This is a genomic window from Clostridium sp. (assembly GCF_029267215.1).
Lineage (GTDB): Bacteria > Bacillota > Clostridia > Clostridiales > Clostridiaceae > Sarcina.
The window spans coordinates 56,968-79,759 of sequence record NZ_JARIDH010000042.1; the positions used below are offsets into that span (position 1 = coordinate 56,968).

Genomic DNA, 22,792 nt, shown 5'->3' on the forward strand with positions numbered 1-22,792 from the left:
AAACTAAAATTTATTCACCTTTTAAATATTTAGTTATAACTTATGTTTGGAATAAATTCCTCTTCAAAGTCAGACTTTTTTTCTAATTTTTTAGATTTTCTTTTTAAAATCGCTTCTACTATTATGGCAATAGCTCCATCTCCAGCTACATTGGTAGCAGTACCAAAGCTATCTTGAGCACTATGTAATGCTATCATTAAAGATTTTTCTATATTTCCAAAACCAAGCATACCTTCAAGTAGTCCTAAAGCTGCCATAACTCCACCACCAGGTACACCAGGTGCTGCAACCATTGTTACTCCAAGCATAAGTATAAATGGTAACATAAGTTCAAAAGTAGGAACTTGTCCTTTCATATACATTATAGCCATAGATGTCAAAACTAAAGTAATTGTATCACCAGCTAAATTTATAGTTGCACCAAGTGGAATAACAAAATCACATACATCATCATAAACTCCATTTTTCTTAGTACAATTTAATGTAACAGGAATAGTGGCTGCTGATGATTGAGTTCCTAAAGCAGTCATATAAGCAGGAATCATGTTTTTTATAAGTTTTATAGGATTCTTTTTCTTTATAGAGCCTGCTAAAAGATATTGTACTAATAAATATAATCCTTGAATTGAAAATAACACCCCATACACAATTCCAAAAGATTTTAAAGTTGTAAATATTTCTCCACTAAAACTTAATTTAGCAAATATAGATAATATGTAAAGTGGAACTAATGGAATAAGCACATTTTTTATTGTTAATGAAACAACATGATTAAATTCTTCGGATACTTTTAATAAGTAACTATTTTTTATTCTTGATATTCCAATTCCTAATAAGAAAGAAAAAACTAATGCGGACATTACACTTATCATTGGTGGGATATCTATTGAAAAATATGGTTCAATATTTACATTACTGCTAGCCAAAGTAGTATTTATAATAAATTTAGGAAGAATATATTTTCCTATAAGGAAAGTTATAAATCCTATTAAAAATGTTGATATATATGAAACTAAAGTAGTTACTAAAAGTCCTTTTCCTGATTTATTTCCTAAAGAAGCTATTCCAGGAACTATAAATCCAATCATTATAAGTGGTATTAAGAAGCTAAGTAAACTTCCAAACAAACCATTAAAGGTTACTAATATCTTAATCGGTATTTCTATATTTATATAGGAAGATCCTAGCCCTATGAATATTCCTAAAATTATTGCTAATAAAATTTTACTTATTAAAGATAAATTTTTCATAATTGCCCCCCTTTTTTGTATTTTATTTAAATACATTTGTTCTTGATATGAATACATATTACTATAGTTAGAGTCTAAAGTCAAGAAATATTAAATATTATCTATAAATATTGCTTAAAGGTTTAAAATGTTATTTAGCATATAAACAATCCTAAATAACCACTTAATTAAACTTAAATAATTATATATTTAGTACTATTTTCTAAGTTTATATTAAATTTTACTTGACTTTTCATTAATAAAACTTCATAATTGTTAATGAAAAGTGAATAACTGAGATAGAGGCGCGATGATTAAGAGTAACTTTGCTGAGGAAAAGTACTGTTGAAACAAAGTGAAAGGATGATTCGCCGAAATCAATAGAAGAAACTTTAATTCTATTAGGTTGGGGTTACATAGAATATATGTAACACTGTCACAATTAATTTTGTGGTGTGCTATCATGAAAGAGAGTATTGTATTAGACTTTACAAACCCTTAAGCATGAAACCACGCTTAAGGGTTTCTTTTGTTAGCGAAACTTAGTTATCACTTATGGCTAAATAAAAAACCATAAGGAGGACTAAAAAATGAGTCAAAAACAAAATACTGAGTTAAAAAGAGGTTTAAAATCTAGACACCTTAGTATGATTGCTATGGGAGGTGCCATAGGAACTGGAATATTCCTTGCTATGGGAGACACATTACATCAAGCTGGAGTTGGTGGTGCTTTCGTAGCATATGGAGTGATAGGGGTAATGGTTTATTTCCTATGTACAAGTTTAGGAGAAATGGCAACATATATGCCTGAAACTGGATCTTTCGGTACTTATGCTACTAAATTTATTGATCCTGCTTTAGGATTTGCCTTAGGATGGAACTACTGGTATAACTGGGCTATAACAATAGCTACAGAAATGGTTGCAGGTTCTTTATTAATGAAATTTTGGTTTCCTAATGTTCCAGCAATAGCTTGGAGTGCTTTATTTTTAGTAATTATATTAAGTCTTAATCTTTTATCAGCAAAAGCATATGGAGAATCAGAATTCTGGTTTGCAGCAATAAAAGTTGCTACTGTTATTATATTCCTTATTATAGGTGTACTTATGATATTTGGAATAATAGGCGGAGAAAAAGTTGGTTTCAAAAACTTTTATGCAAATGGTGGACCTTTCATTGGAGGAACAAAATCAATATTTATGATATTTTTAATAGCTGGATTCTCATTTCAAGGAACTGAGTTAGTAGGAGTAGCAGCTGGAGAAAGTGAAAATCCAGAGAAAAATGTACCAAAGGCTGTTAATACAATATTCTGGAGAATATTATTATTCTACTTAGGAACAATATTAGTAATTGGAGCTTTAGTACCAAACTCACAAGCAGGTGTTGAAACAAGTGCATTTACAGTGGTATTCCAAAAAATTGGCTTAGCAGGGGCTGCTTCAGTAATGAATGCCATAATTCTTACATCAGTTTTATCAGCTGGTAATTCAGGAATGTATGCATCAAGCAGAATGCTTCATGCTATGGCTAAGAGTGGAATGGCACCAAAAATTTTTGAAAAAACAAGTAAAAATGGAGTTCCTGTTAATGCTATTATATTAACAACAATAGTTGCTAGTTTATGTTTCTTAACAGGAATATATGCAGAGAATGTAGTTTATGTTTGGCTTGTAGCAGCTTCTGGACTTTCAGGATTTATAGCGTGGTTAGGAATTGCAGTTTGTCATTATAGATTTAGAAAAGCTTATGTTGCACAAGGAAAAGACTTAAACAAGTTAGTTTATAAAGCTAAATTCTTCCCGTTTGGTCCTATAATTGCATTACTATTATGTGGTGTTGTAGTTTTAGGACAAGGATATGCATACTTCGATGTGTCAAATGGAATAAATTGGGGTGGATTAATTTCATCATACATAGGAATTCCTTTATTCTTAGCTCTATACCTATATTATAAAATTAGATATAAAACTAAAGTAATAGATTTAGAACATGTTGATTTAACTAGAGATGAAGTTAAATATAACTAAAAGGAAGAGGTATAATTACCTCTTCCTTTTAGTTTTCAAACAAGTATATAATGTATTAATAAATTTGTTTTATTATATAATTTTCTTTGGTTAATGCTTCTTTAATTTCATCTATATGTGCCTTTCCGTTAGTTTCCAATGTTATTTCTATAACCATATTTTTAAGAGCATCTGTAGCTTTGAAATGATCATGCTCAAGTTTTACTATATTTGCATTAACATTTGCTAATATTTTTGAAATTCTTAATATTTGTCCAGGTTTATGAGGTACTTCTAAGCTAAATCCAAATAATCTTCCTTTTGATACTAAGGCACTGTTTATAAGAGAGGTTATAGTTACCATATCTATATTACCACCACTTATTATAGAAACTATATTTTTATCTTTGCAATTTAATTTGGAAGAGGCTGCTAATGAAACGGCACCTGAAGCTTCAGCCAAAAGTTTATGCTTTTCACTTAACGTAAAGAATGCTTCAACTATTTCATGATCTGATACTGTTATAATATCATCTACATATTTTTTTATGAATTCAAATGTTAAATCCCCAGGCCTTTTAACTGCAATCCCATCAGCTATGGTATCTACGGATTCTAAATTAACTATTTTCCCAGCTTTGAAGCTTTGAGCCATAGCATTAGCACCCTCAGCTTGAACTCCGATTATTTTTATATTAGGATTTATTTCTTTAGCAACTAAAGAAACTCCGCTTATTAATCCACCACCACCAATTGGGCATAATATAACATCAACATCTTTTAAATCTTCAAATATTTCTAATGCTACAGTACCTTGACCAAATATTATATCTCTATCATTAAAAGGGTGTATAAATAAAACTCCTTGTTCTTTTTCAATTCTCTTAGCTTCGTTATATGCATCATCATACACATATCCAGATAAAACAACATTTCCACCTAAATCTTTAGTAGATTGAATTTTTATTAGAGGAGTTGTCTTTGGCATTACTATTGTAGATTTTACTTTGGCTTGAGAAGCAGCAAAGGCTACGCCTTGAGCATGGTTTCCAGCTGAAGAGCAGACAACACCTTTAGCTTTCTCTTCCTCTGATAGTGATCTTATCTTATTTAATGCACCTCTTATTTTGTAAGCACCAGTTAATTGTAAATTTTCACACTTCATATATACATTATTTTTTGATTTTCTTGAAAAAACTTCACTGTACATCAAAGGTGTTTTAACAACTACATCTTCTATGTTTTTTCTTGCTTTAACAATTTTTTCTAAATACATAATAATCACCTCTCATTTATGTAAACCTTTTATACAGTTTTATTATAACAAATTAAAGGAAATTTTTACATAGGATATTTTAAAGATTATATAAACAAACTAAGTATGAAAGAGGTGATACTAATGTCAGATTGTATAGTAAAAGTAAAAAAGAATAGTAATGGAGAAATAACTGACTATGTACTAAGTAATGGAAAAACTGTTTCAAAAATGGAAGGAGTTAAAATGGCTGAAGAAGGACTTCTTGATGGAGTTATAATTTCACATTCTAAAAAAGGTGAGGCTTATTTAAAAAGTATTCCAGATGGAAAAGAAAAAAATAACTTAGAAGAGTTATATTAATTGTACAAAATCCTATATGTTTCTATTTAAAGTTTAAAACCAAATAATAAATGGTAGAACACTAAAATGCTTAATTTTAAAATTAAGCATTTTAGTGTTCTTTTTAATTACTTTAATATCTAATTACGATATCAAAATAATTAAAAAAGAAGGAGTAGATTCTTTAATTTACTAATACTAAAGAATTAGATTAAATTTTTACTTAATGATTTAATATATAGTTTATTTGATTTAATAATAAAACTACAATTTGTATTACAAAACTAAGTAAATAAAATGTATTACATTTATTATATCGAAAAAACTAGAGTATATAGTAACTTGAGTTTTTAAATTGGTAAATCAACAAAGATATTTCTTTTAAATTAGAATTTATATCATTTTAAGATGATTGCTATAAACAGTTTATAAATCCAACTATTTTAACTTTCAACAACTTCGCAAAATGTAGATTTTGCGAAGTTGTTGAAAGTTTGAGTAAAATATGCTATAATCTAGTTATATCAAGGCTTTGAAAGGATTTTAACTATGGAAAATAAAGATGAAAATATTTTTGAAAACTTCAATTACTCGCCAAAGGTTAAAGAATTACTTGAATTTAATTTAACCAACGAAGATCTAACTAATCTAGATCATATTTATAACTATTACGACTCTTTAAACATACAACGTGATTACGAAGAAATAATTGAAGATTTATATATATTAGTTTTTAAAAGAGGTTTAAGTAATACGCAACTTTCAGAAATATATAATGTTAATCAAAGAATTATAAAAAGATGGTTTAAAGAACTTGGAATGGACAAGCTTTTAGAAGTAGAAAACTCTATTAATTCTGATAAAAAAATAAATTCTAAAACAAATTCAATTAACCATTTCAACTACATTGAGAATTTCAAATTTGATTTTTTACCAGAATACGAGCTTCCTAAAAGAGTTATAGACTTCTTGAATTACCTACATAATATAAAAGCTAAATCAATAAATACAATTAAAGGATATTCAATAGATTTAGGTTTGTTTTTTAAATTTTTAAAAATATATAAAGGTCTAGAAAAAACTGTACCTCTAGAGGAAATTGAAAAAGTTTTTATTGGAGATATTTCAGATGAATTCATAAAAGAAATATCATTATCAGATATTTATGCTTTTTTAGCATTTTTAGAAAAAGTAAGAAATAACGGAACTTACGCAAGAGCTAGAAAGGTTGCAACACTAAAATCTTTTTTCAAATTTTTAACTTCAAAATTGAAATTGATAAAAGAAAATCCTGCCACCGAATTAGAATCACCTAAAATAAACAAAAGACATCCAGTATATCTAACTTTAGATCAATGTTTAGAAGTATTAGATAATATGGATAAAAGTAATAAAAGCTATTTGAGAGATTATTGCATACTAACATTATTCTTAAATTGTGGTATGAGATTATCAGAACTTTGTAATATAAAAATAGAAAAAATTAAAGGTGATACTCTTACCATCATAGGTAAAGGGAATAAAGAAAGAACTGTTTATTTAAATGAAGCTTCTTTAAATGCCATAAATAATTATTTGAGAAATAGAAACGATTCAAAAGCTACAGAAGAAGCTAAAAAATATTTGTTTTTATCAAGCAAATATAGACCTATTAATAAAAGGAGCGTTGAGATTTTAGTAAAAAAACATATAGAAAATGCAGGTTTTAAAGATCAAAAATATACCCCTCATAAACTTAGACACACAGCTGCTACCCTTATGTATAAACATGGAAATGTCGATATAATGAGCATAAAGGATATATTAGGTCATGAAAGCATATCTACTACCCAGATATATACTCATGTAGATGATGAAACTCTTAGAAAAGCTGTAAAAACAAACCCTCTAGCTAATTTAAAATAACTTAAATACAACATGAAAATACCCTAAAACACATAAAAAATGCTAAAAACACGAGTGCAGAACATACGTTCTACACTCGTGTTTTTAGCATTTTAATAGTTTCAACTACTTTTTTATTTTAAGTTTTCTAACCCCTGGGAACACTTCTTCTGTCATCTCTTCCACTATTAAGTCATCATTTAAATCTATATCTTCAAGATATTCTATATGATCAAAAGCATCCTCATATTCTTCTTGTTTAGCTAGATATTCTTCCCAAGTTTCTGTTGTCAACTCTTCTTCTTCAAAAGATTCATCATTCATTTCAGCTTCAGTTTCTTCTTCTATAAGTTTCTTTAAAGCTTCTTCCATCTCTTTGTTTTCTTTAACTTCTTTTGCTATATCTGATATTTTTATAGCTTTTGTATCTATACCTTGCATTTCTAAGCAATCACCGCAGTTATCGCATATCTTACCTTCGTAAACATCACAAATATCATCATTGTTTAATAGTTTTTTATCCATTAAAAGTCACCTCTTAAGCTTAAAATCATTTTTCCATTATAACAAATAAAAAGAATTTTATCAAATTAAATTTAAATTATCACAAAACTTATATTAAGAGAACATAAGTTTGCTATGTTTTTGTTCATATGTTATAATATTATTAAATATTTGTGAGGTGCAATTGTGATGATTAAAGAAGGTTCAGATAAACAAAGTCAAATATATAGTTTTCTACTTGAATTTACAAGAGCTAAGGGATATCCACCTTCAGTAAGAGAGATATGTCAAGCTGTTAATTTAAAATCGACTTCCACTGTTCATGGTCATTTAAAAAGACTTGAAAGGAAGGGGTTAATATATAGAGATCCTACCAAACCTAGAGCTTTAGAAATCGTAGAATTATCTAAAGAAGAAAAGGAATTAATAGATATACCTATAATAGGTAAAGTTACAGCCGGAATGCCTATTTTGGCTACTGAAAACATAGAAGATATGTTTCAAATTCCTTTAAACTATGTTAAGCATAATAATGAATTGTTCATTCTTAGAGTTACTGGCGATAGTATGATTGAAGCCGGTATTTTGGATGGAGATTTAGCTATAATAGAACAAAAAAATATTGCTTCTAACGGAGATATTATAGTTGCTCTAATTGAAAACGAAGCTACTATCAAGAGATTTTTTAAAGAGGATGATTTCATAAGACTTCAACCAGAAAACAAAAACTACGAACCTATAATAGTTCAAAATTGTTCTATTTTAGGAAAACTAGTTGGTATATATAGAGCTTATTAAAACAAATCAGCATACAATTTATTCGTATGCTGATTTGTTTTAATTTTAATTTTTATAAGTATTTTAGTTGTTTAATTTACTTTCTAAAACAGCCTTTTCATGTTTCAAAGTCTTAATCTCCAACTCTAAACTCCTCTTCTCTAAATCAAGTCTATCCTCAAATGCGCTTTCTAGCTTCCTAGACTCTTTTTCTATCATTTTAGAATATTTATCCTCTAATAGTTCTAACTCTTTGTTGTGTTCCTTTCTCATAGCTTCTACAAACTTTTTGTATGATTCAACCTCTTCTTTATAATTCTTTTCTTTTTCTAAATAAAATTCTATTTTATCACCAAAAGAAAGTTTTTCTAATTCAAAGCTTTTTATTTTGTTTTCACATTCATTTTTAACTTTTAAGGCTTCCTCTAATGAAAGTTTTAACTTTTCATTTTCCTCTTTTAAAACTTCTAAAGACTTTAAATTAGCTATCTCCTCTTTATTCTTCTCTAATAACTCATAATTCCTAGCTACTAATTGAGATAAGGTGCTCTTATCCTTTTCTAGATTCTTAATATTTTCTAAATTCTCTTCTGAATCTTTCTTTAATTTCCTAAGTTCATCCTTTAACTTCTTTTCTCTTTCAATAAAATCCTCTTCTCTTCTTTGAAGCCTCTCTATAGTTGTATCTTTTATTGATAGTTTTTTTATAAAAGCTTCTTCTGCTCTTTTACCTGCATCTTCACTCATTTGCAATGAAGTTAAGAATAATTGATTTATCTTATTTAAATAATCTTGAAATGATTCTATTTCTAATTTTCTTTCTATTAATGTAGACTTAGAATTCTCCATCTCATAAAGGGATATTAAAGCATCTAAACATTGTCCTTGGTTCCCAAACTCATCAGAAGCTATTTTTTTAAATTTATCAAAAGTTTCTTCTGTAACCCTAAAACTTTTTACTTTTAATTCTTTATTTTTACTCTCTTCCATAATTAAAACCTCTTTATAATTGTAATACTTTTAGTAAAATAAATAATGTAATACGTAATTTATATATAATTATATAATATATATTTTGAAACTTCTAGTGAAAATTATATAAAATTATATAAATTAAGAGGCACATTAGAAAATCAAATCCCAATGCGCCTCTTAATTTAAGTTATTTTGTTATTTAAATATATTATTTAAAGCTATTAATACACCAATTTTAGCATGATCAAATGTTAATCCACCTTGTAGATATGCTATATAAGGCTCTCTTATAGGAGCATCTGCTGAAAGTTCTATTGATGAACCCTGTATAAATGCACCTGCTGCCATTATTACTTCATCTGAATATCCTGGCATAGCCCATGGCTCACATTCAACAAAAGAATCTATTGGTGATGCATATTGAACACCTTTGCAGAATTTTATAAGTTTTTCTTTGTCATTGAATTTTATAGCTTGAATTATATCACTTCTCTTATCATTATACTTAGGTAATACTTCAAAGCCTGCAAGTTCCATTATTCTAGCACAGAATATAGCCCCTTTTAAAGCTTCCATAGCAACGTGAGGTGCTAAGAATAATCCTTGGTAAAAATCTTTCATCACACCAAATGTACATCCACATTCTGCCCCTATTCCTGGAACTGTTAATCTATAGGAAGCCTGTTCTACATACTTTTCTTTTCCTACTATGTATCCACCAGTTGGAGCTATTCCTCCACCAATATTTTTTATTAATGAACCTGCCATTAAATCTGCACCCACATCTGTAGGCTCTATAATATCTATGAATTCTCCATAACAATTATCAACAAATACTATTAAATCCTCTCTTAATTCTTTAATAGCTTTAATAGCCTCTCCTAGTTCTTTAACCTTAAATGCGTTTCTCCATCCATAACCTGTTGATCTTTGCATATGTATAAGTTTTATTGAGTCATCTTCTTTTATAATTTCTAAAGCTTTTTCTATATCTATTTTTCCATTAACTAAATCAACCTGCTTATAGTTAACTCCATATTCTTTAAGTGATCCTATATTTTCTTCTCCACTTATTCCTATTACACTATGTAAAGTATCATATGGACTTCCTGTAACAGCAAGTATAGTATCTCCTGGTCTTAGGTTACCAAATAGTGCAGTTCCTAAGGCATGAGTACCATTTACAAAATGAGGTCTAACTAAAGCCTTCTCTGTATTAAATATTCTTGCATAAACTAAATCTAAAGTATCTCTTCCTATATCACCATATCCATATCCTGTTGAATTAGTAAAGTGATTATCTGATATTCTTTCCTCTTGGAAAGCTTTAAGAACTTTTAATTGATTGAATTCTCTTATTTCATCATATATTTGAAACTCTTTTTCTACATCAGTTATTGCTTTATTGTAAAGTTTTAAAGTTTCATCTGTGAAACCATATTGTGCTTTTAATAATTCTATAGTTGCATTAAGCATTATTATACCCCCGCATTAATTAAATATTTTTACATTAATAAATCTTAACATATAGAAAAAAAATAGGCAAACCAATATGGCTTACCTATATTCTCTCTATTTAGTTATCTGTAACTTGTGTATTGTTAAATAAAATAGGTTTAGCTGGTGATACTGTACTCATAGCATGTTTATAAACAAGTTGTTGTTTTCCATCGCTATCTAAAACCACTGTAAAACTATCAAATCCCTTAACTATCCCTCTTAACTGAACTCCATTTACTAAAAATATAGTTACAGGAATTCTTTCTTTTCTTGCATTATTTAAGAATATATCTTGTAGGTTATTGACTGATTTATTCATCTCTTTATTTCCCTCCATAAATTTTAATATAATTTAATTATAAACCTAAGATTTTATTATGTCATTAACAATTTTATTTGAAATTTCCTCTTCTGAAGAAAATTCATCCTTATTTATAAATATGGCTCTAGGATCTTTTCTAAACCAAGTAAGCTGACGTTTTGCATAATTCCTACTTCCTTGTTTTATCATTTCCTCACACTGACTTAAAGATATTTTGCCATCTAAATAGTATAAAACCTCTTTATAACCTATTCCTTTCATAGATTGCATATCATCTGTAAGTCCCATCTTCTTAAGAGATTTAACCTCTTCTAAAAGCCCTTTATTAAACATTAAGTCTACTCTTTTGTTTATTCTTTCATAAAGCTTAGCTCTATCCATATTTAGTACGTAATAATATATATTATATGAAGTTTTATAAATACTATTCTTAGCTTTAAAAGATGAGAAAGGTTTTCCAGTTAATTTGTAAGTTTCTAAAGCCCTTATAACTCTTTTTCTATTATTAAAATGTATTGACTCATAACTTTCAGGATCTATCTCTTTAAGCATTTCATGAAGATATTCATTTCCATATTCCTCTGCTATTTTATCAAGTTCTTCTCTATACTCTTCATCCTTGTCACTCTCAGCAAAATTCATATCACATATAATAGAGTTTATATAAAGTCCAGTACCTCCTACTAATATAGGTAGTTTTCCTCTCATTTGAATATCCTTTATTTTCTCTGTAGCAAGCTCTTTAAATTCTGCTACACTAAACTCTTTTTCAGGATCAACAAAGTCTATTAAATAATGAGGGATTCCACCCATCTCCTCTTTAGAAATCTTTGCTGAGCCTATATCCATATGTTTATAAATTTGCATTGAGTCAACAGAGATTATTTCTCCATTTAACTTTTTAGCAAGATCTACTGAAAGATCACTTTTTCCAACAGCAGTTGGTCCTGCTATAATAAGTAAATCATTATTCATTTAAACTTTCTCTCTCCTTAAGTTATTCTTTTAAATTTCTTATCTAATTCATAGCTAGTAAATTTTATTATGGTTGGTCTTCCATGTGGACAATGAAATGGATCATTTATATATCTAAGTTCTTCTACTAAATTATCCATCTCTAATAAACTTAAGACATCGTTGGCTTTAACAGCAGCTCTACAGGACATAGATGCTATTTTATTATATTTAACTTCCACTGTTTCTCCACTTCCCATTTTCTTTAGATTGTTTATCATAGAACTTATAAGTTCTGTAGGATTTAACTTATCTAAAAAGTATGGTACCTCTTCTATTCTAATTGAAGTATCACCAAAATCACTTATTTTAAATCCAGCTTTTTCAAAAACCTCTCTATTTTCATCATAATAAAGAAAATCTTCCATAGGCAACGTTACTAATATAGGCACAATTAAAGGTTGAATTTCAACCTTTCTATTTGAAATAGCCTCTGAATACTTTTCAAATAGGATTTTTTCGTGAGCTGCATGTTGATCTATTAAATAAAGAATAGAATCATGTTCTGCTAATATATAAGTCTTATTAAATTGACCTATTATTTTAAGTTTAGGAAACTTAGCCTCTTTATTAGTAATACTACTACTTACTTCTCTTTTACAAGAATCATATGAAACTGATTTTTTTTGAGAACTAGAATCATATTTGTAATCTTCTTTTGAAGAGGAAGAATCCTTAGCATAACAAGTAGCATCAATGCTTGTTAAATCTTCTTTAACTTCTGGTTTCAACTCATTTTTAATTAAAATAGGTTCATAAGTGAATTCTTTTTCAATTCTTTCAGATACTAAATTTTCCTTAGATTTATTATCCTCAATTTGATTTTCTATAGAAGATTCCTTATTATAATTATTCCTATTTAAATCTACAGGGATTTCAACTTCATTTTTAGAATACTTAGGCAAGTTAAAAGGATTTAATTCATACTCATCTTTCTTTTCTGAAAGCTTAATTGAAGCATCTTCCTTTAATTTTTCTAAAGTAGAAATTTCCTTATCTAAACTTTCTTGTATTACCTCTTCTTTTAATACCTCAAACTTTTTTTCTTCCTCAGGAAGGATAAAAGTATCCTTAACATATTCCCTCATGGCAGAATGAACAGCATCAAATACTGTTTTAAATATGAATCTTTCATCCTTAAATTTAATTTCAGATTTAGTAGGATGAATATTTACATCTATAAGCTCTGGATAGGTATCTATGAATAATACAAAGAAAGGAAACTTACCAGTTACATTAAATGATCTAAAGGCATTTTCAACAGCCACAGTTAAACTTCTATTTTTAACATATCTTTTATTTACAAAAAGACTTTGATTATTTCTAGAAGCTCTTGCTAAGGTATCATTTCCTATAAACCCATATACAGAAGCTGTATCCTTATGCTCTTCAAAGTAAATCACATTTTCTGATGTTGTCTTTCCATATACAGTTCTAATAACATCTATAAGTTTTCCATTACCATAGGTTCTCAAAACTTTTTTATTGTTATTAAATAGTTTAAAAGATACATCAGGATTAGCTAAGGAAAGTCTATTTATTAAATCGCTTATTAAAGCACTTTCTCTAGCTGTTGTTTTTAAAAATTTCTTTCTAGCTGGAACATTAAAAAATAAATCTCTAACTTCTATTTGAGTTCCTTTATTTAAAGAGCAATCTATTAAGGATTCTTTTTCTCCTCCAAAAATTATAATTTCTTTACCCATAGCCTCTTCTTCAATCTTACTTTTGAAAGAAACTTTAGATATGGAAGCTATACTTGGAAGAGCCTCTCCTCTAAAACCTAATGTGCTTATACTAAAAATATCATAAGTATCTTTTATTTTGCTTGTTGCATGAGGATTAAAAGCTTTTTCAACATCATCAGGATGAACTCCGTTCCCATCATCTATTATTTTAATAAGTGTTTCTCCACCATTTTGTATTTCAATAGTTATATTTTTAGCTCCTGCATCTAAGGAGTTTTCAACTAATTCTTTAACCACAGAAGAGGGTCTTTCAACAACTTCTCCTGCTGCAATTTTATTTGCAGTATCCATATTTAAAATATTTATTCTATTCAAAACTTCTTCAAACTCCTTTCTACTAAGCTTTAAAAAACACCTTATTAAATATTTTATAATTTGCTTCTATTTTAAACTAGAGTTAGATTTTAGATAACCCTTTAAGACCTACTTAATTTTAAGTGAAAATCAAAATTTTTAATTTTGTATTTAAGATGGTAAAAAAGTTCTATCTAAAATCAACACTCTATTAAAAAGGGGCCTATAATTTATAATAAATTTTTAACTTCTTTAACTAACTTATATAACTTATTCATAGCATCCATAGGATTTAAAGAAAGAATATCAATTTCTGAAATTTCTTTTAATAAATTATCCTTTTCTAAACTTGAAAAATCTAATTGCATTTGAGAATTTTTAAATTCCTCATTTTTCGCAGAAGTCTCTAAAATCTTAGTTTCTGAAACTAAAACTTCCTTTTCTACTTTTTCTTCAAGTTCACAAGAATTAGTAACCTTAGTCTCTTTTATTTCTTCAGAATATTTTCCATCTTTAATAATTTCATCTAGATTATCATTTGAGGCTTTACTTTCTAAAGTTTCTAATATTTCTTTAGCTCTTTTTATTACCTCATCAGGAATTCCAGCAAGCTTAGCAACTTCTATACCATAAGATTGGTCAGCTCCCCCTTCCACAATCTTTCTAAGGAATATTATGGTGTTTTCTACTTCCTTAACTGCAACAGAGTAGTTTTTAACTCCCTCTATTTCACCCTCTAATTTAGTAAGTTCATGATAGTGAGTTGCAAATAATGTTTTGCATCTTAAATCTTTATTTTTACAGATATACTCTATAACAGACCAAGCTATACTTAATCCATCATAAGTACTTGTTCCTCTTCCAACTTCATCTAAAAGAACTAAGCTTTTTTCAGTAGCATTCTTTAAAATATTTGAAACTTCCCACATTTCAACCATAAATGTACTCTTACCACCTGCTAAATCATCAGAGGCTCCTATTCTAGTAAATATCTTATCCACTATGCTTATATTAGCTTTTTTAGCAGGTACAAAAGATCCCATTTGACACATTAATGTAATTATAGCAACTTGTCTCATGTAAGTTGATTTACCTGCCATATTAGGACCAGTTATAATAAGAAGTTGATTATCCTCCTTATTTATTAAAGTATCATTTGGTATAAACTCTCCCTTTGGTATTACCTTTTCAACAACAGGATGTCTTCCATTTTCTATTTTAGTTTCTCCATCCTCTGTTATTTCAGGTTTAATAAAATCATTTTCTAAGGCAACAAAAGCTAAGTTGCTAACACAATCTAACTCAGCAATTATTTTAGCAGTAGTTTTTAATCTATCTATATGATTTTCAACTTCATTTCTTATTCCTATGAACACCTCATACTCTAAAGAACAAAGTTTTTCACTAGCACCTAGTAACTTCTCTTCTATTTCCTTAAGTTCTGGAGTTATGAATCTTTCAGCATTAGCTAATGTTTGTTTTCTTATATATCTTCCTTCTGGAATAGAAGTATAGTTAGCTTTAGATATTTCTATATAATATCCAAAGACCTTATTAAATCCAACCTTTAAGGATTTAATTCCTGTAAATTCTCTTTCTCTACTTTCTAAATTAGAAATCCAGTCTTTTCCGTTAGTTTTAGCAAGTCTTAATTCATCAATTTGAGAGTTAAATCCATCTTTTATTAAATCTCCATCTTTTATTGTAAGAGAAGGATCTTCCTTAATTGATTTATGAAGAAGTTCATAAATATCACTTAAATCATCTAAATTCTCATGATAATCTCTTAAAAGCTTAGAATCACAATTTTCTATAACTGATTTAACCTTAGGAATTTTACCAATTGATGATTTTAATGCAATTAAATCCTTAGCATTGGCATTTTTATTAGAAATCTTACCTAATATTCTCTCTATATCATATATATCATGTAATGCTTCCTTTAAAGAGTCATTTAAAGATATATCAGAGAATAATTCTTCCACCGCATTTAATCTTCCACTTATTTTTTCCCTATTAACAAGAGGTTCTTCAATCCATCTTCTAAGCATTCTGCTTCCCATAGAAGTTTCAGTCTTATCTAAAACCCATAAAAGAGATCCTTTTTTACCCTTTTCTCTTAAATTTTCTGTAAGCTCTAAATTTCTTCTAGAACTTAAATCTATAGTCATAAAATCAACTAAGCTATATACCTCAATATGATTTATATTAGTTAAACTTATCTTTTGAGTATCTAATATATATTTAACTAAGGCATTACTTGCCTTTTTAACCATAAGACTTAAATTAGAAATCTTTTCTCCGAACTGAGAAGTTAATGCCTCTTCAATCCCCTCTTCAAAGTAGCTTAAAGACTTTCTACTTATTAAAGCAGGAGTAGTTAAAGTAATTTCTCTTATAAGCTCTTGATCTAAGGAATCTAAAAGTATTATTTCCTTAGGATTAAATTTAGATATTTCATCTAATATAACTCCTTTATCTAATTCTCCTTCCGTAGCTAAGAAATCACCAGTTGATATATCTGTAATTCCTAATGAACATCTATTTCTTTCCATATCTGCATAAATAGTCATTATGTAATTATTCTTTGTTTCCTCAACAAAAGAAGAGTCTGTATATGTTCCAGGTGTTATAACCTTAATAACGTCTCTTTTAACTATTCCCTTAGCTACTTTAGGATCTTCAACCTGCTCACAGATAGCAACCTTATATCCTTTTGAAACTAATCTTCCTATATATGAATTAGATGCATGAAATGGAATACCACACATAGGTGCTCTTTTCTCAAGTCCACAATCTCTTCCAGTAAGAACTAATTCTAATTCTCTAGCTGCAGTTTCTGCATCATCAAAGAACATCTCATAGAAATCTCCAAGTCTAAAGAATAAAATACAATCCTTATAATTTTCTTTTATCTCAAAATATTGCCTCATCATCGGAGTAAGGGCCATTTTAAATACCTCCATTATCTATATGCCATATTATAAATTCGATACAAAATAATAAAAATTCATTTTTAAATTTATAAAATATAGCTTTTAATTTTTATAAATCTTATTTATATCATACTAGTTATTTTAACACACTTTTAATAATAGAAAAAACTAAAGTCTTAAAATAAGACCTTAGTTTTCATTAATAATTATATTAATTAAATATCTCTTTTTCAATCTCTTTTAACCAATTTTTATCTAAAGGTTCCACACCTTCTAGTCTATATGGTATATTTAAAACCTCATATTTATTAACACCTAAAACATGATAAGGTAAAAGTTCAACTTTTTCTACATTATTAAGTCCATCTATAAAAGTTTTAATTCTCATTAAATCTTCTCTATTATCAGTAAAACCAGGAACAACAACATGTCTTATCCACATTTTTTTATTCATATCTTGAGCTACTTTTAAAAATTCTAAAGATTTATCAATAGGAATACCAACTAAACTTTTATACTTTTCAGGGTCAGTTTCCTTAACATCAAAAAGAATTAAATCTACATATTTAAGTATTTCTTCGTAATCACCAAGTCCAACACCAGCTGTATCTATAGTTGTGTGTATTCCCTCATCTTTACAAAGTTTTAAGCATTCAAGTAAAAATTCTGGCTGAAGAAGAGGTTCTCCCCCTGAAAAAGTAACTCCACCATTTGAGGATTCAAAATATGTTTTAAATCTTTTAATTTTATTTACAAGTTCATAAGGTGTATATAAAGTTCCACCATCTTTACACCAAGTATCTGGATTATGACAAAAAGCACATCTAATACCACATCCTTGCATAAATACAACAAATCTAATTCCTGGCCCATCTACTAAGCCCATTGTTTCTAATGAATGAATTCTTCCTTTAATCATCTGCTTCCCCTCCTAATTAAAAAATAGTCTAAAAAAGAGTGTACAAAGTTTTTAGCAAAACTCTATACACTCTTATTATATAAGATTATAAAGACTCGTGGAATGTTCTACTTATAACCTCTAATTGTTGTTTTCTAGTTAATCTATTAAAGTTAACTGCATAACCAGAAACTCTGATTGTTAAGGTTGGATATTTTTCTGGATGTTCCATAGCATCTATTAAAGTTTCTCTGTTAAATACATTAACATTTAGGTGGTGAGCTCCTTGTTTGAAGTAACCATCCATAATAGCAACTAAGTTAACTATTCTTGATTCTTCCTCTTTACCTAAAGCATCTGGTACTATTGAGAATGTATTTGATACACCATCTTCACAAACTTCACAGTAAGGTATTTTAGCAACTGAGTTTAAGCTAGCTAATGCTCCGCTATTATCTCTTCCATGCATTGGGTTGGCACCAGGTGCGAAAGCCTCTCCAGCCTTTCTTCCATCTGGAGTTGAACCTGTTTTCTTACCATAAACCACGTTTGAAGTTATTGTTAATATTGATAATGTGTGCTTAGCTCCTCTATATAATGGATGTTTCTTAAGCTCACTTGAGAATTTCTTAACTATTTCTACAGCTAAGTCATCAACTCTATCATCATCATTTCCATATTTAGGAAAGTCACCTTCGATTTCAAAATCTACAGCTATTCCATTTTCTCTTATTGGCTTAACTTTAGCAAATTTAACAGCACTTAATGAGTCTGCTACAACTGAAAGACCAGCTATACCAAAGGCCATCATTCTTCCTACATGAGTGTCATGTAAAGCCATTTGTCCAGCTTCATAAGCGTATTTATCATGCATATAATGTATAACATTCATTGTATCTACATAAAGATTTGCAATATATTCTAAAACTTTATCATAATTAGCTCTTAATTTTTCATAATCTAAAACTTCATCAGTTATTGGTTCTATTCCTTCGATTACAACCTTTCCTGACTTCTCATCTATTCCACCATTTATAGTGTAAAGTAAAGCTTTAGCTAAGTTAGTTCTAGCTCCGAAGAATTGCATTTGTTTACCAATTTGCATTGCTGATACACAACAAGCTATTGAGTAATCATCACCATACATAGGTCTCATTATTTCATCATTTTCATATTGTATTGAATCTGTTTTTATTGATACCTCAGCACAGAATTTCTTGAATCCTTCTGGTAATCTATCTGACCATAATACAGTCATGTTTGGTTCTGGAGCAGGTCCTAAGTTAATTAAAGTTTGAAGATATCTAAATGAGTTTTTAGTTACTAATGGCTTACCATTAACTCCCATACCACCAATACCTTCTGTTACCCAAGTTGGGTCTCCTGCAAATAAATCATTGTACTCAGGAGTTCTTAAATGTCTTACTAATCTTAATTTTATTATAAATTGATCTATTAACTCTTGAGCTTCTAATTCAGTAATAACTCCAGTCTTAAGATCTCTTTCTATGAATATATCTAAGAAAGTTGATGTTCTTCCTAAGGACATTGCAGCTCCATTATTTTCTTTAACTGCAGCTAAATATCCAAAGTATAAGAATTGAACTGCTTCTTTAGCGTTTTTAGCTGGCTTAGATATATCAAATCCATACTTAGCAGCCATTGATTTCATCTCATTTAAAGCTTGAATTTGTTCTGAAACATTTTCTCTTAATTGAATGTACTCATTAACTGAACCTTCGCTTTCAAATGATATGTTATCATAATCTTTTTTCTTTTCTTCTATTAAATAATCTATTCCATAAAGAGCTATTCTTCTATAGTCACCTATGATTCTTCCTCTACCATAAGCATCTGGAAGACCAGTTAAAAGACCTGCAGATCTTGCAGCTCTTGTTTTAGCTGAGTATGCGTGGAAAACACCTTGATTGTGAGTTTTTCTATAAGTATTGAAATGTTCTCTTATATCACTATCTAATTCATATCCATACTCTTTTAAAGAACTTTCAACCATTCTCATTCCACCGTAAGGATTTACTATTCTTTTAAGTGGAGCATCTGTTTGGAAACCAACGATAACTTCATTTTCTTTATCTAAATATCCAGGTTCATATGCATCTATACCTGAAACTCTATCTGTAGCTACATCAATAATCCCCTTCTCTATTTCCTTTATTATTAATGCTTGAGCTTTAGCTAAAACAGCGTCTGTCTTTGATGTAGTACCTTCTAAGAATTCCTTACCACCTTCATATGGAGTGTAGTTTTTTTGAATAAAGTTTCTTACATCAATTCCTTCTTGCCAAGTTCCTTCTTTGAAACCTTCCCATTGCTTAAACATGTAGTTTACCCCCTATTTCTTAATTGAAAATCTTTTTCAATTCAAATTTAACACATTAAAATTGTTTTGTAAAGTGTTTGATAATAGTTTAATAATTATATTTTATAGTATTTTTTAATAAATATAAGTATTATATAGAAAGTTTTCATTTAATTAATATTTTGAATTTTAAAAATATTAAAATAGGAATAAAATTTATCTTAATAAAAAAACAAATCTTATTCCTATTAATCATTCAAAATATATTAAATTATTTTAGCCATAAACTGAAAAGTATTCCAGCTAAAACTAATATCATAGCACCGCCAAGTCTAGTAGCTATTTGTGCATACGCCATTAAATTCATTCTCTTAGCTGCACCTAATATTTCTAAGTCACCAGATCCTCCTCTATTAACATGGCATAATCCAGAGGCTATTGAAGCTTCTATAGGATAGAATCCAAAGAATTTTGATGACATCCAAGGGCCTAATATAGCACCTAATACTGCGCCTAATGATATTATTATTGTTGTCATATTAAAAGCACTTATTAATTCTCCAAAATCAACCATTGCTATACCAACACCAGCTATTAAAACATAGAATAAGTTACCAACCATAAATTTTTGAACTTGTTTTGCACCTACTCTTATTCTTTCCGGAACTAAGTTTAATCCATTAGCTAATAATACAAATACAACCATATAAGCAAATGGGTGAATTACAACTCCACCTATTGATGGAAAGAATCCTTTTCCAAATAAAGTTCCTAAGCAAAAGAATAACAATGTAATGAATAATCCTGCTGCTGCATCTTCAAATGTTGCTTTAAAACTAGATTTTGTAGATTCAACATTTTTAGCACCTTTAATTAATTCTCCATGTCCTGTTAACTCAGGTCTCTTATTACCTATACCATTTAATATAGCACCTGCTATAATTGCTATTATATTAGCTATAGTTAATATTGCCATTGCTGATGAATACCATATTTTAGGGTCTTTTCCTGTTACTTGTCCCCAAATTTGGCTCATAGGAATGGCACCAGCACCATTTCCACCACCCATTATTGGAAGGGCGTAATTTAATATAACTGTTTTAGGATCAACACCTGTTATAAATCCACCAATTATCGCTCCTAAACCAGCAGTGACTGTAGCAATAAGTACCATAGGAATAAATCCACCAATAGTTTTTGCTAAGAATTTTCTATCTATTGATAGTAAAGCACCACAAATCATCATTGAAATATATAATTCTAAGAAACCACTATGGAAAAGTGTTTTAACATTTTTTACATATACTGTAGGAATCCATCCTCTATATACGGCATAAGATGTTGCTAAGAAAGCTAATATAGCTCCTCCTCCTAAATAATCTTTCCAAATAGGAATTGAATCACCTATCTTACCTAAAATAATACCGCATGTAAATACTAAGAATATACTACCAACCATGTTCTTTGGTAATGAATTTGTTTGAAAACTTAATATAATTATTAATGCTCCAATTAAGAATAATATCATTGGAACTCCAAAAAGATTTATATCTAAAAATTTTTTGAATAGGTTTTCATTTTTGCTATCGACCTTTTTGTTTTGTAATTCCATATAAAACTCCCCTCCACAAATTTAATTATCTCTCAATATTTTCTACCACAGTTTTTGAAACAGACTCCACTATATTACCATCAAATACTCCAGGTATTATCTTTTCAGCAGTTGGATTTTCAACTAAAGATGCTAGTTTTTTAGCTATTGCTATCATTACATCCTGACTTACATCACTTGCTTTTGATTCTAATAACCCTTTAAATAATCCTGGGAAAACTAGTATATTGTTTATCTGATTAGGATATGAAGGTCCTCCAGTTGCTATAACTCTCGCACCAGCTTCTTTTGCAAGTTCTGGTTTTATTTCAGGAGTTGGATTTGCTAAAGCAAATATAATTGGATCACCATTCATACTTTCAACCATTTCTTTAGTAACAAGATTACCTTCTGATAAGCCTATAAATACATCCATTTCCTTAATAGTATCTTCTAATGAACCCTTTTTTAATTTTCTATTAGTTATTTTAGCCATTTCTTTTTGAGGATTATTCAATTTTTCATCCCCTTCAACCAAAGGGCCATTTTTATCAAATAATATCATATCTTTTATTCCAGCTTTTAATAATAGTTTTGCTGTTGCAATGCCTGATGCCCCAGCTCCTAATATTAAAACTTTTAATTTTGAAAATTCCTTATTAACAACTTTAGACGCGTTATATAATGCTCCTAAAACAGCAATAGCTGTGCCATGTTGATCATCATGATAAACAGGTATATTTAAAACTTTTTTAAGCTCCTCTTCTATATAAAAACATTCTGGCGCTTTTATATCTTCAAGATGAATTCCACTAAAACTTTTGGCAATATTTTTTATTGTTTTAACAAGTTCATCTTGTCCAATTTGATCAACACATAAAGGGATAGCGTTTACACCAGCTAAATCCTTATAAACTAAAGCTTTTGCTTCAACTATTGGATATCCAGCAAGAGTACCTATATTCCCAAGACCTAATACAGCTGTACCATCTGTTATTACAGCTATAGAATTTCCAACAGAAGTTAATTTTTTCACAAGTTTAGGGTCTTTTTCAACCTCTTTACAAATTGTTGATACTCCTGGAGTATACATTTGAGATAATTCTTCTCTATTTTTTATATCAAAATTAGGATTTATGCTTAACAATCCATGAGCTAATTCTCTTTGTTTTAATAACTCTTCTTTAGTCATAT

General features: G+C 28.8%; 17 protein-coding genes and 1 riboswitch. Of the genes, 4 read left to right on the plus strand and 13 right to left on the minus strand.

Going from position 1 to position 22,792, the window contains the following annotated elements:
- Positions 1 to 29: 29 nt before the first annotated feature.
- Positions 30 to 1,250 (minus strand): dicarboxylate/amino acid:cation symporter, encoded by a 1,221-nt coding sequence (locus tag Q1K13_RS07145; RefSeq protein WP_300348851.1) that lies wholly within the window; start codon positions 1,248 to 1,250, stop codon positions 30 to 32.
- Positions 1,251 to 1,521: 271 nt separating this feature from the next.
- A riboswitch (Lysine riboswitch) is annotated at positions 1,522 to 1,698 on the plus strand.
- 121 nt (positions 1,699 to 1,819) lie between these two features.
- Between Q1K13_RS07145 and Q1K13_RS07150 the strand changes: the two genes are divergently transcribed.
- A complete protein-coding gene (locus Q1K13_RS07150; RefSeq protein WP_300348854.1) occupies positions 1,820 to 3,259 on the plus strand; it encodes an amino acid permease in 1,440 nt (479 codons plus the stop codon).
- A 55-nt stretch (positions 3,260 to 3,314) separates the two neighbouring features.
- Here the strand turns inward: Q1K13_RS07150 and ilvA are convergent, their stop codons facing one another.
- Complete coding sequence (ilvA, locus tag Q1K13_RS07155; RefSeq protein WP_300348855.1) at positions 3,315 to 4,514, minus strand: threonine ammonia-lyase; 1,200 nt, start codon at positions 4,512 to 4,514, stop codon at positions 3,315 to 3,317.
- A gap of 123 nt (positions 4,515 to 4,637) precedes the next feature.
- On the opposite strand from ilvA, the gene Q1K13_RS07160 reads away from it, so the two are divergent.
- Together Q1K13_RS07160 and Q1K13_RS07165 are read left to right on the plus strand one after the other, a co-directional pair.
- Positions 4,638 to 4,856 carry a DUF3892 domain-containing protein gene (locus Q1K13_RS07160; RefSeq protein WP_300348857.1) on the plus strand — a complete coding sequence of 73 codons (219 nt, stop codon included), beginning with the start codon at positions 4,638 to 4,640 and terminating at the stop codon, positions 4,854 to 4,856.
- A gap of 798 nt (positions 4,857 to 5,654) precedes the next feature.
- Positions 5,655 to 6,740: a tyrosine recombinase XerC gene (locus tag Q1K13_RS07165; RefSeq protein ID WP_498038040.1), complete on the plus strand. Its 1,086-nt coding sequence runs from the start codon at positions 5,655 to 5,657 to the stop codon at positions 6,738 to 6,740.
- Between the two features lie 105 nt (positions 6,741 to 6,845).
- Here Q1K13_RS07165 and Q1K13_RS07170 read toward each other — a convergent pair whose 3' ends face one another.
- Positions 6,846 to 7,244, minus strand: a complete 399-nt coding sequence (locus Q1K13_RS07170) for a hypothetical protein (protein ID WP_300348860.1) — start codon at positions 7,242 to 7,244, stop codon at positions 6,846 to 6,848.
- A gap of 165 nt (positions 7,245 to 7,409) precedes the next feature.
- On the opposite strand from Q1K13_RS07170, the gene lexA reads away from it, so the two are divergent.
- Complete coding sequence (gene lexA, locus Q1K13_RS07175) at positions 7,410 to 8,021, plus strand: transcriptional repressor LexA (RefSeq protein WP_300348862.1); 612 nt, start codon at positions 7,410 to 7,412, stop codon at positions 8,019 to 8,021.
- Positions 8,022 to 8,084: 63 nt separating this feature from the next.
- Here the strand turns inward: lexA and Q1K13_RS07180 are convergent, their stop codons facing one another.
- The 10 genes from Q1K13_RS07180 to Q1K13_RS07225 form a co-directional block, all read right to left on the minus strand.
- Positions 8,085 to 8,990, minus strand: coding sequence for a coiled-coil domain-containing protein (locus tag Q1K13_RS07180; RefSeq protein ID WP_300348864.1), 906 nt, complete (start codon positions 8,988 to 8,990; stop codon positions 8,085 to 8,087).
- A gap of 180 nt (positions 8,991 to 9,170) precedes the next feature.
- Positions 9,171 to 10,451 carry a methionine gamma-lyase family protein gene (locus tag Q1K13_RS07185; RefSeq protein ID WP_300348866.1) on the minus strand — a complete coding sequence of 427 codons (1,281 nt, stop codon included), beginning with the start codon at positions 10,449 to 10,451 and terminating at the stop codon, positions 9,171 to 9,173.
- Positions 10,452 to 10,551: 100 nt separating this feature from the next.
- Entirely contained in the window at positions 10,552 to 10,794 is a 243-nt protein-coding gene (gene hfq / locus Q1K13_RS07190) for an RNA chaperone Hfq (protein ID WP_300348868.1), read from the minus strand.
- A 45-nt stretch (positions 10,795 to 10,839) separates the two neighbouring features.
- The gene (miaA, locus tag Q1K13_RS07195) at positions 10,840 to 11,772 is read right to left on the minus strand and encodes a tRNA (adenosine(37)-N6)-dimethylallyltransferase MiaA (RefSeq protein ID WP_300348870.1); all 933 of its coding nucleotides are present in this window, start codon (positions 11,770 to 11,772) and stop codon (positions 10,840 to 10,842) included.
- A 17-nt stretch (positions 11,773 to 11,789) separates the two neighbouring features.
- Positions 11,790 to 13,874, minus strand: a complete 2,085-nt coding sequence (gene mutL / locus Q1K13_RS07200) for a DNA mismatch repair endonuclease MutL (RefSeq protein ID WP_300348872.1) — start codon at positions 13,872 to 13,874, stop codon at positions 11,790 to 11,792.
- Positions 13,875 to 14,083: 209 nt separating this feature from the next.
- Entirely contained in the window at positions 14,084 to 16,804 is a 2,721-nt protein-coding gene (gene mutS / locus Q1K13_RS07205; RefSeq protein WP_300348874.1) for a DNA mismatch repair protein MutS, read from the minus strand.
- Positions 16,805 to 17,000: 196 nt separating this feature from the next.
- A complete protein-coding gene (gene pflA / locus Q1K13_RS07210; protein ID WP_300348875.1) occupies positions 17,001 to 17,708 on the minus strand; it encodes a pyruvate formate-lyase-activating protein in 708 nt (235 codons plus the stop codon).
- A gap of 85 nt (positions 17,709 to 17,793) precedes the next feature.
- Entirely contained in the window at positions 17,794 to 20,028 is a 2,235-nt protein-coding gene (pflB, locus tag Q1K13_RS07215; protein ID WP_300348877.1) for a formate C-acetyltransferase, read from the minus strand.
- 250 nt (positions 20,029 to 20,278) lie between these two features.
- On the minus strand, positions 20,279 to 21,619 hold the full coding sequence (locus Q1K13_RS07220) for a 2-hydroxycarboxylate transporter family protein (protein WP_300348878.1): 1,341 nt from the start codon (positions 21,617 to 21,619) through the stop codon (positions 20,279 to 20,281).
- Between the two features lie 25 nt (positions 21,620 to 21,644).
- A complete protein-coding gene (locus Q1K13_RS07225) occupies positions 21,645 to 22,790 on the minus strand; it encodes an NAD(P)-dependent malic enzyme (protein WP_300348880.1) in 1,146 nt (381 codons plus the stop codon).
- Positions 22,791 to 22,792 lie beyond the last annotated feature (2 nt).

Coding starts and splice junctions, on each gene's coding strand:
- Q1K13_RS07145 (WP_300348851.1), bottom strand. CDS start 1,250: ATGAAAAATTTATCTTTAATAAGTAAAATTTTATTAGCAATAATTTTA.
- Q1K13_RS07150 (WP_300348854.1), top strand. CDS start 1,820: ATGAGTCAAAAACAAAATACTGAGTTAAAAAGAGGTTTAAAATCTAGA.
- ilvA (WP_300348855.1), bottom strand. CDS start 4,514: ATGTATTTAGAAAAAATTGTTAAAGCAAGAAAAAACATAGAAGATGTA.
- Q1K13_RS07160 (WP_300348857.1), top strand. CDS start 4,638: ATGTCAGATTGTATAGTAAAAGTAAAAAAGAATAGTAATGGAGAAATA.
- Q1K13_RS07165 (WP_498038040.1), top strand. CDS start 5,655: ATGGACAAGCTTTTAGAAGTAGAAAACTCTATTAATTCTGATAAAAAA.
- Q1K13_RS07170 (WP_300348860.1), bottom strand. CDS start 7,244: ATGGATAAAAAACTATTAAACAATGATGATATTTGTGATGTTTACGAA.
- Q1K13_RS07180 (WP_300348864.1), bottom strand. CDS start 8,990: ATGGAAGAGAGTAAAAATAAAGAATTAAAAGTAAAAAGTTTTAGGGTT.
- Q1K13_RS07185 (WP_300348866.1), bottom strand. CDS start 10,451: ATGCTTAATGCAACTATAGAATTATTAAAAGCACAATATGGTTTCACA.
- hfq (WP_300348868.1), bottom strand. CDS start 10,794: ATGAATAAATCAGTCAATAACCTACAAGATATATTCTTAAATAATGCA.
- miaA (WP_300348870.1), bottom strand. CDS start 11,772: ATGAATAATGATTTACTTATTATAGCAGGACCAACTGCTGTTGGAAAA.
- mutS (WP_300348874.1), bottom strand. CDS start 16,804: ATGGCCCTTACTCCGATGATGAGGCAATATTTTGAGATAAAAGAAAAT.
- pflA (WP_300348875.1), bottom strand. CDS start 17,708: ATGATTAAAGGAAGAATTCATTCATTAGAAACAATGGGCTTAGTAGAT.
- pflB (WP_300348877.1), bottom strand. CDS start 20,028: ATGTTTAAGCAATGGGAAGGTTTCAAAGAAGGAACTTGGCAAGAAGGA.
- Q1K13_RS07220 (WP_300348878.1), bottom strand. CDS start 21,619: ATGGAATTACAAAACAAAAAGGTCGATAGCAAAAATGAAAACCTATTC.
- Q1K13_RS07225 (WP_300348880.1), bottom strand. CDS start 22,790: ATGACTAAAGAAGAGTTATTAAAACAAAGAGAATTAGCTCATGGATTG.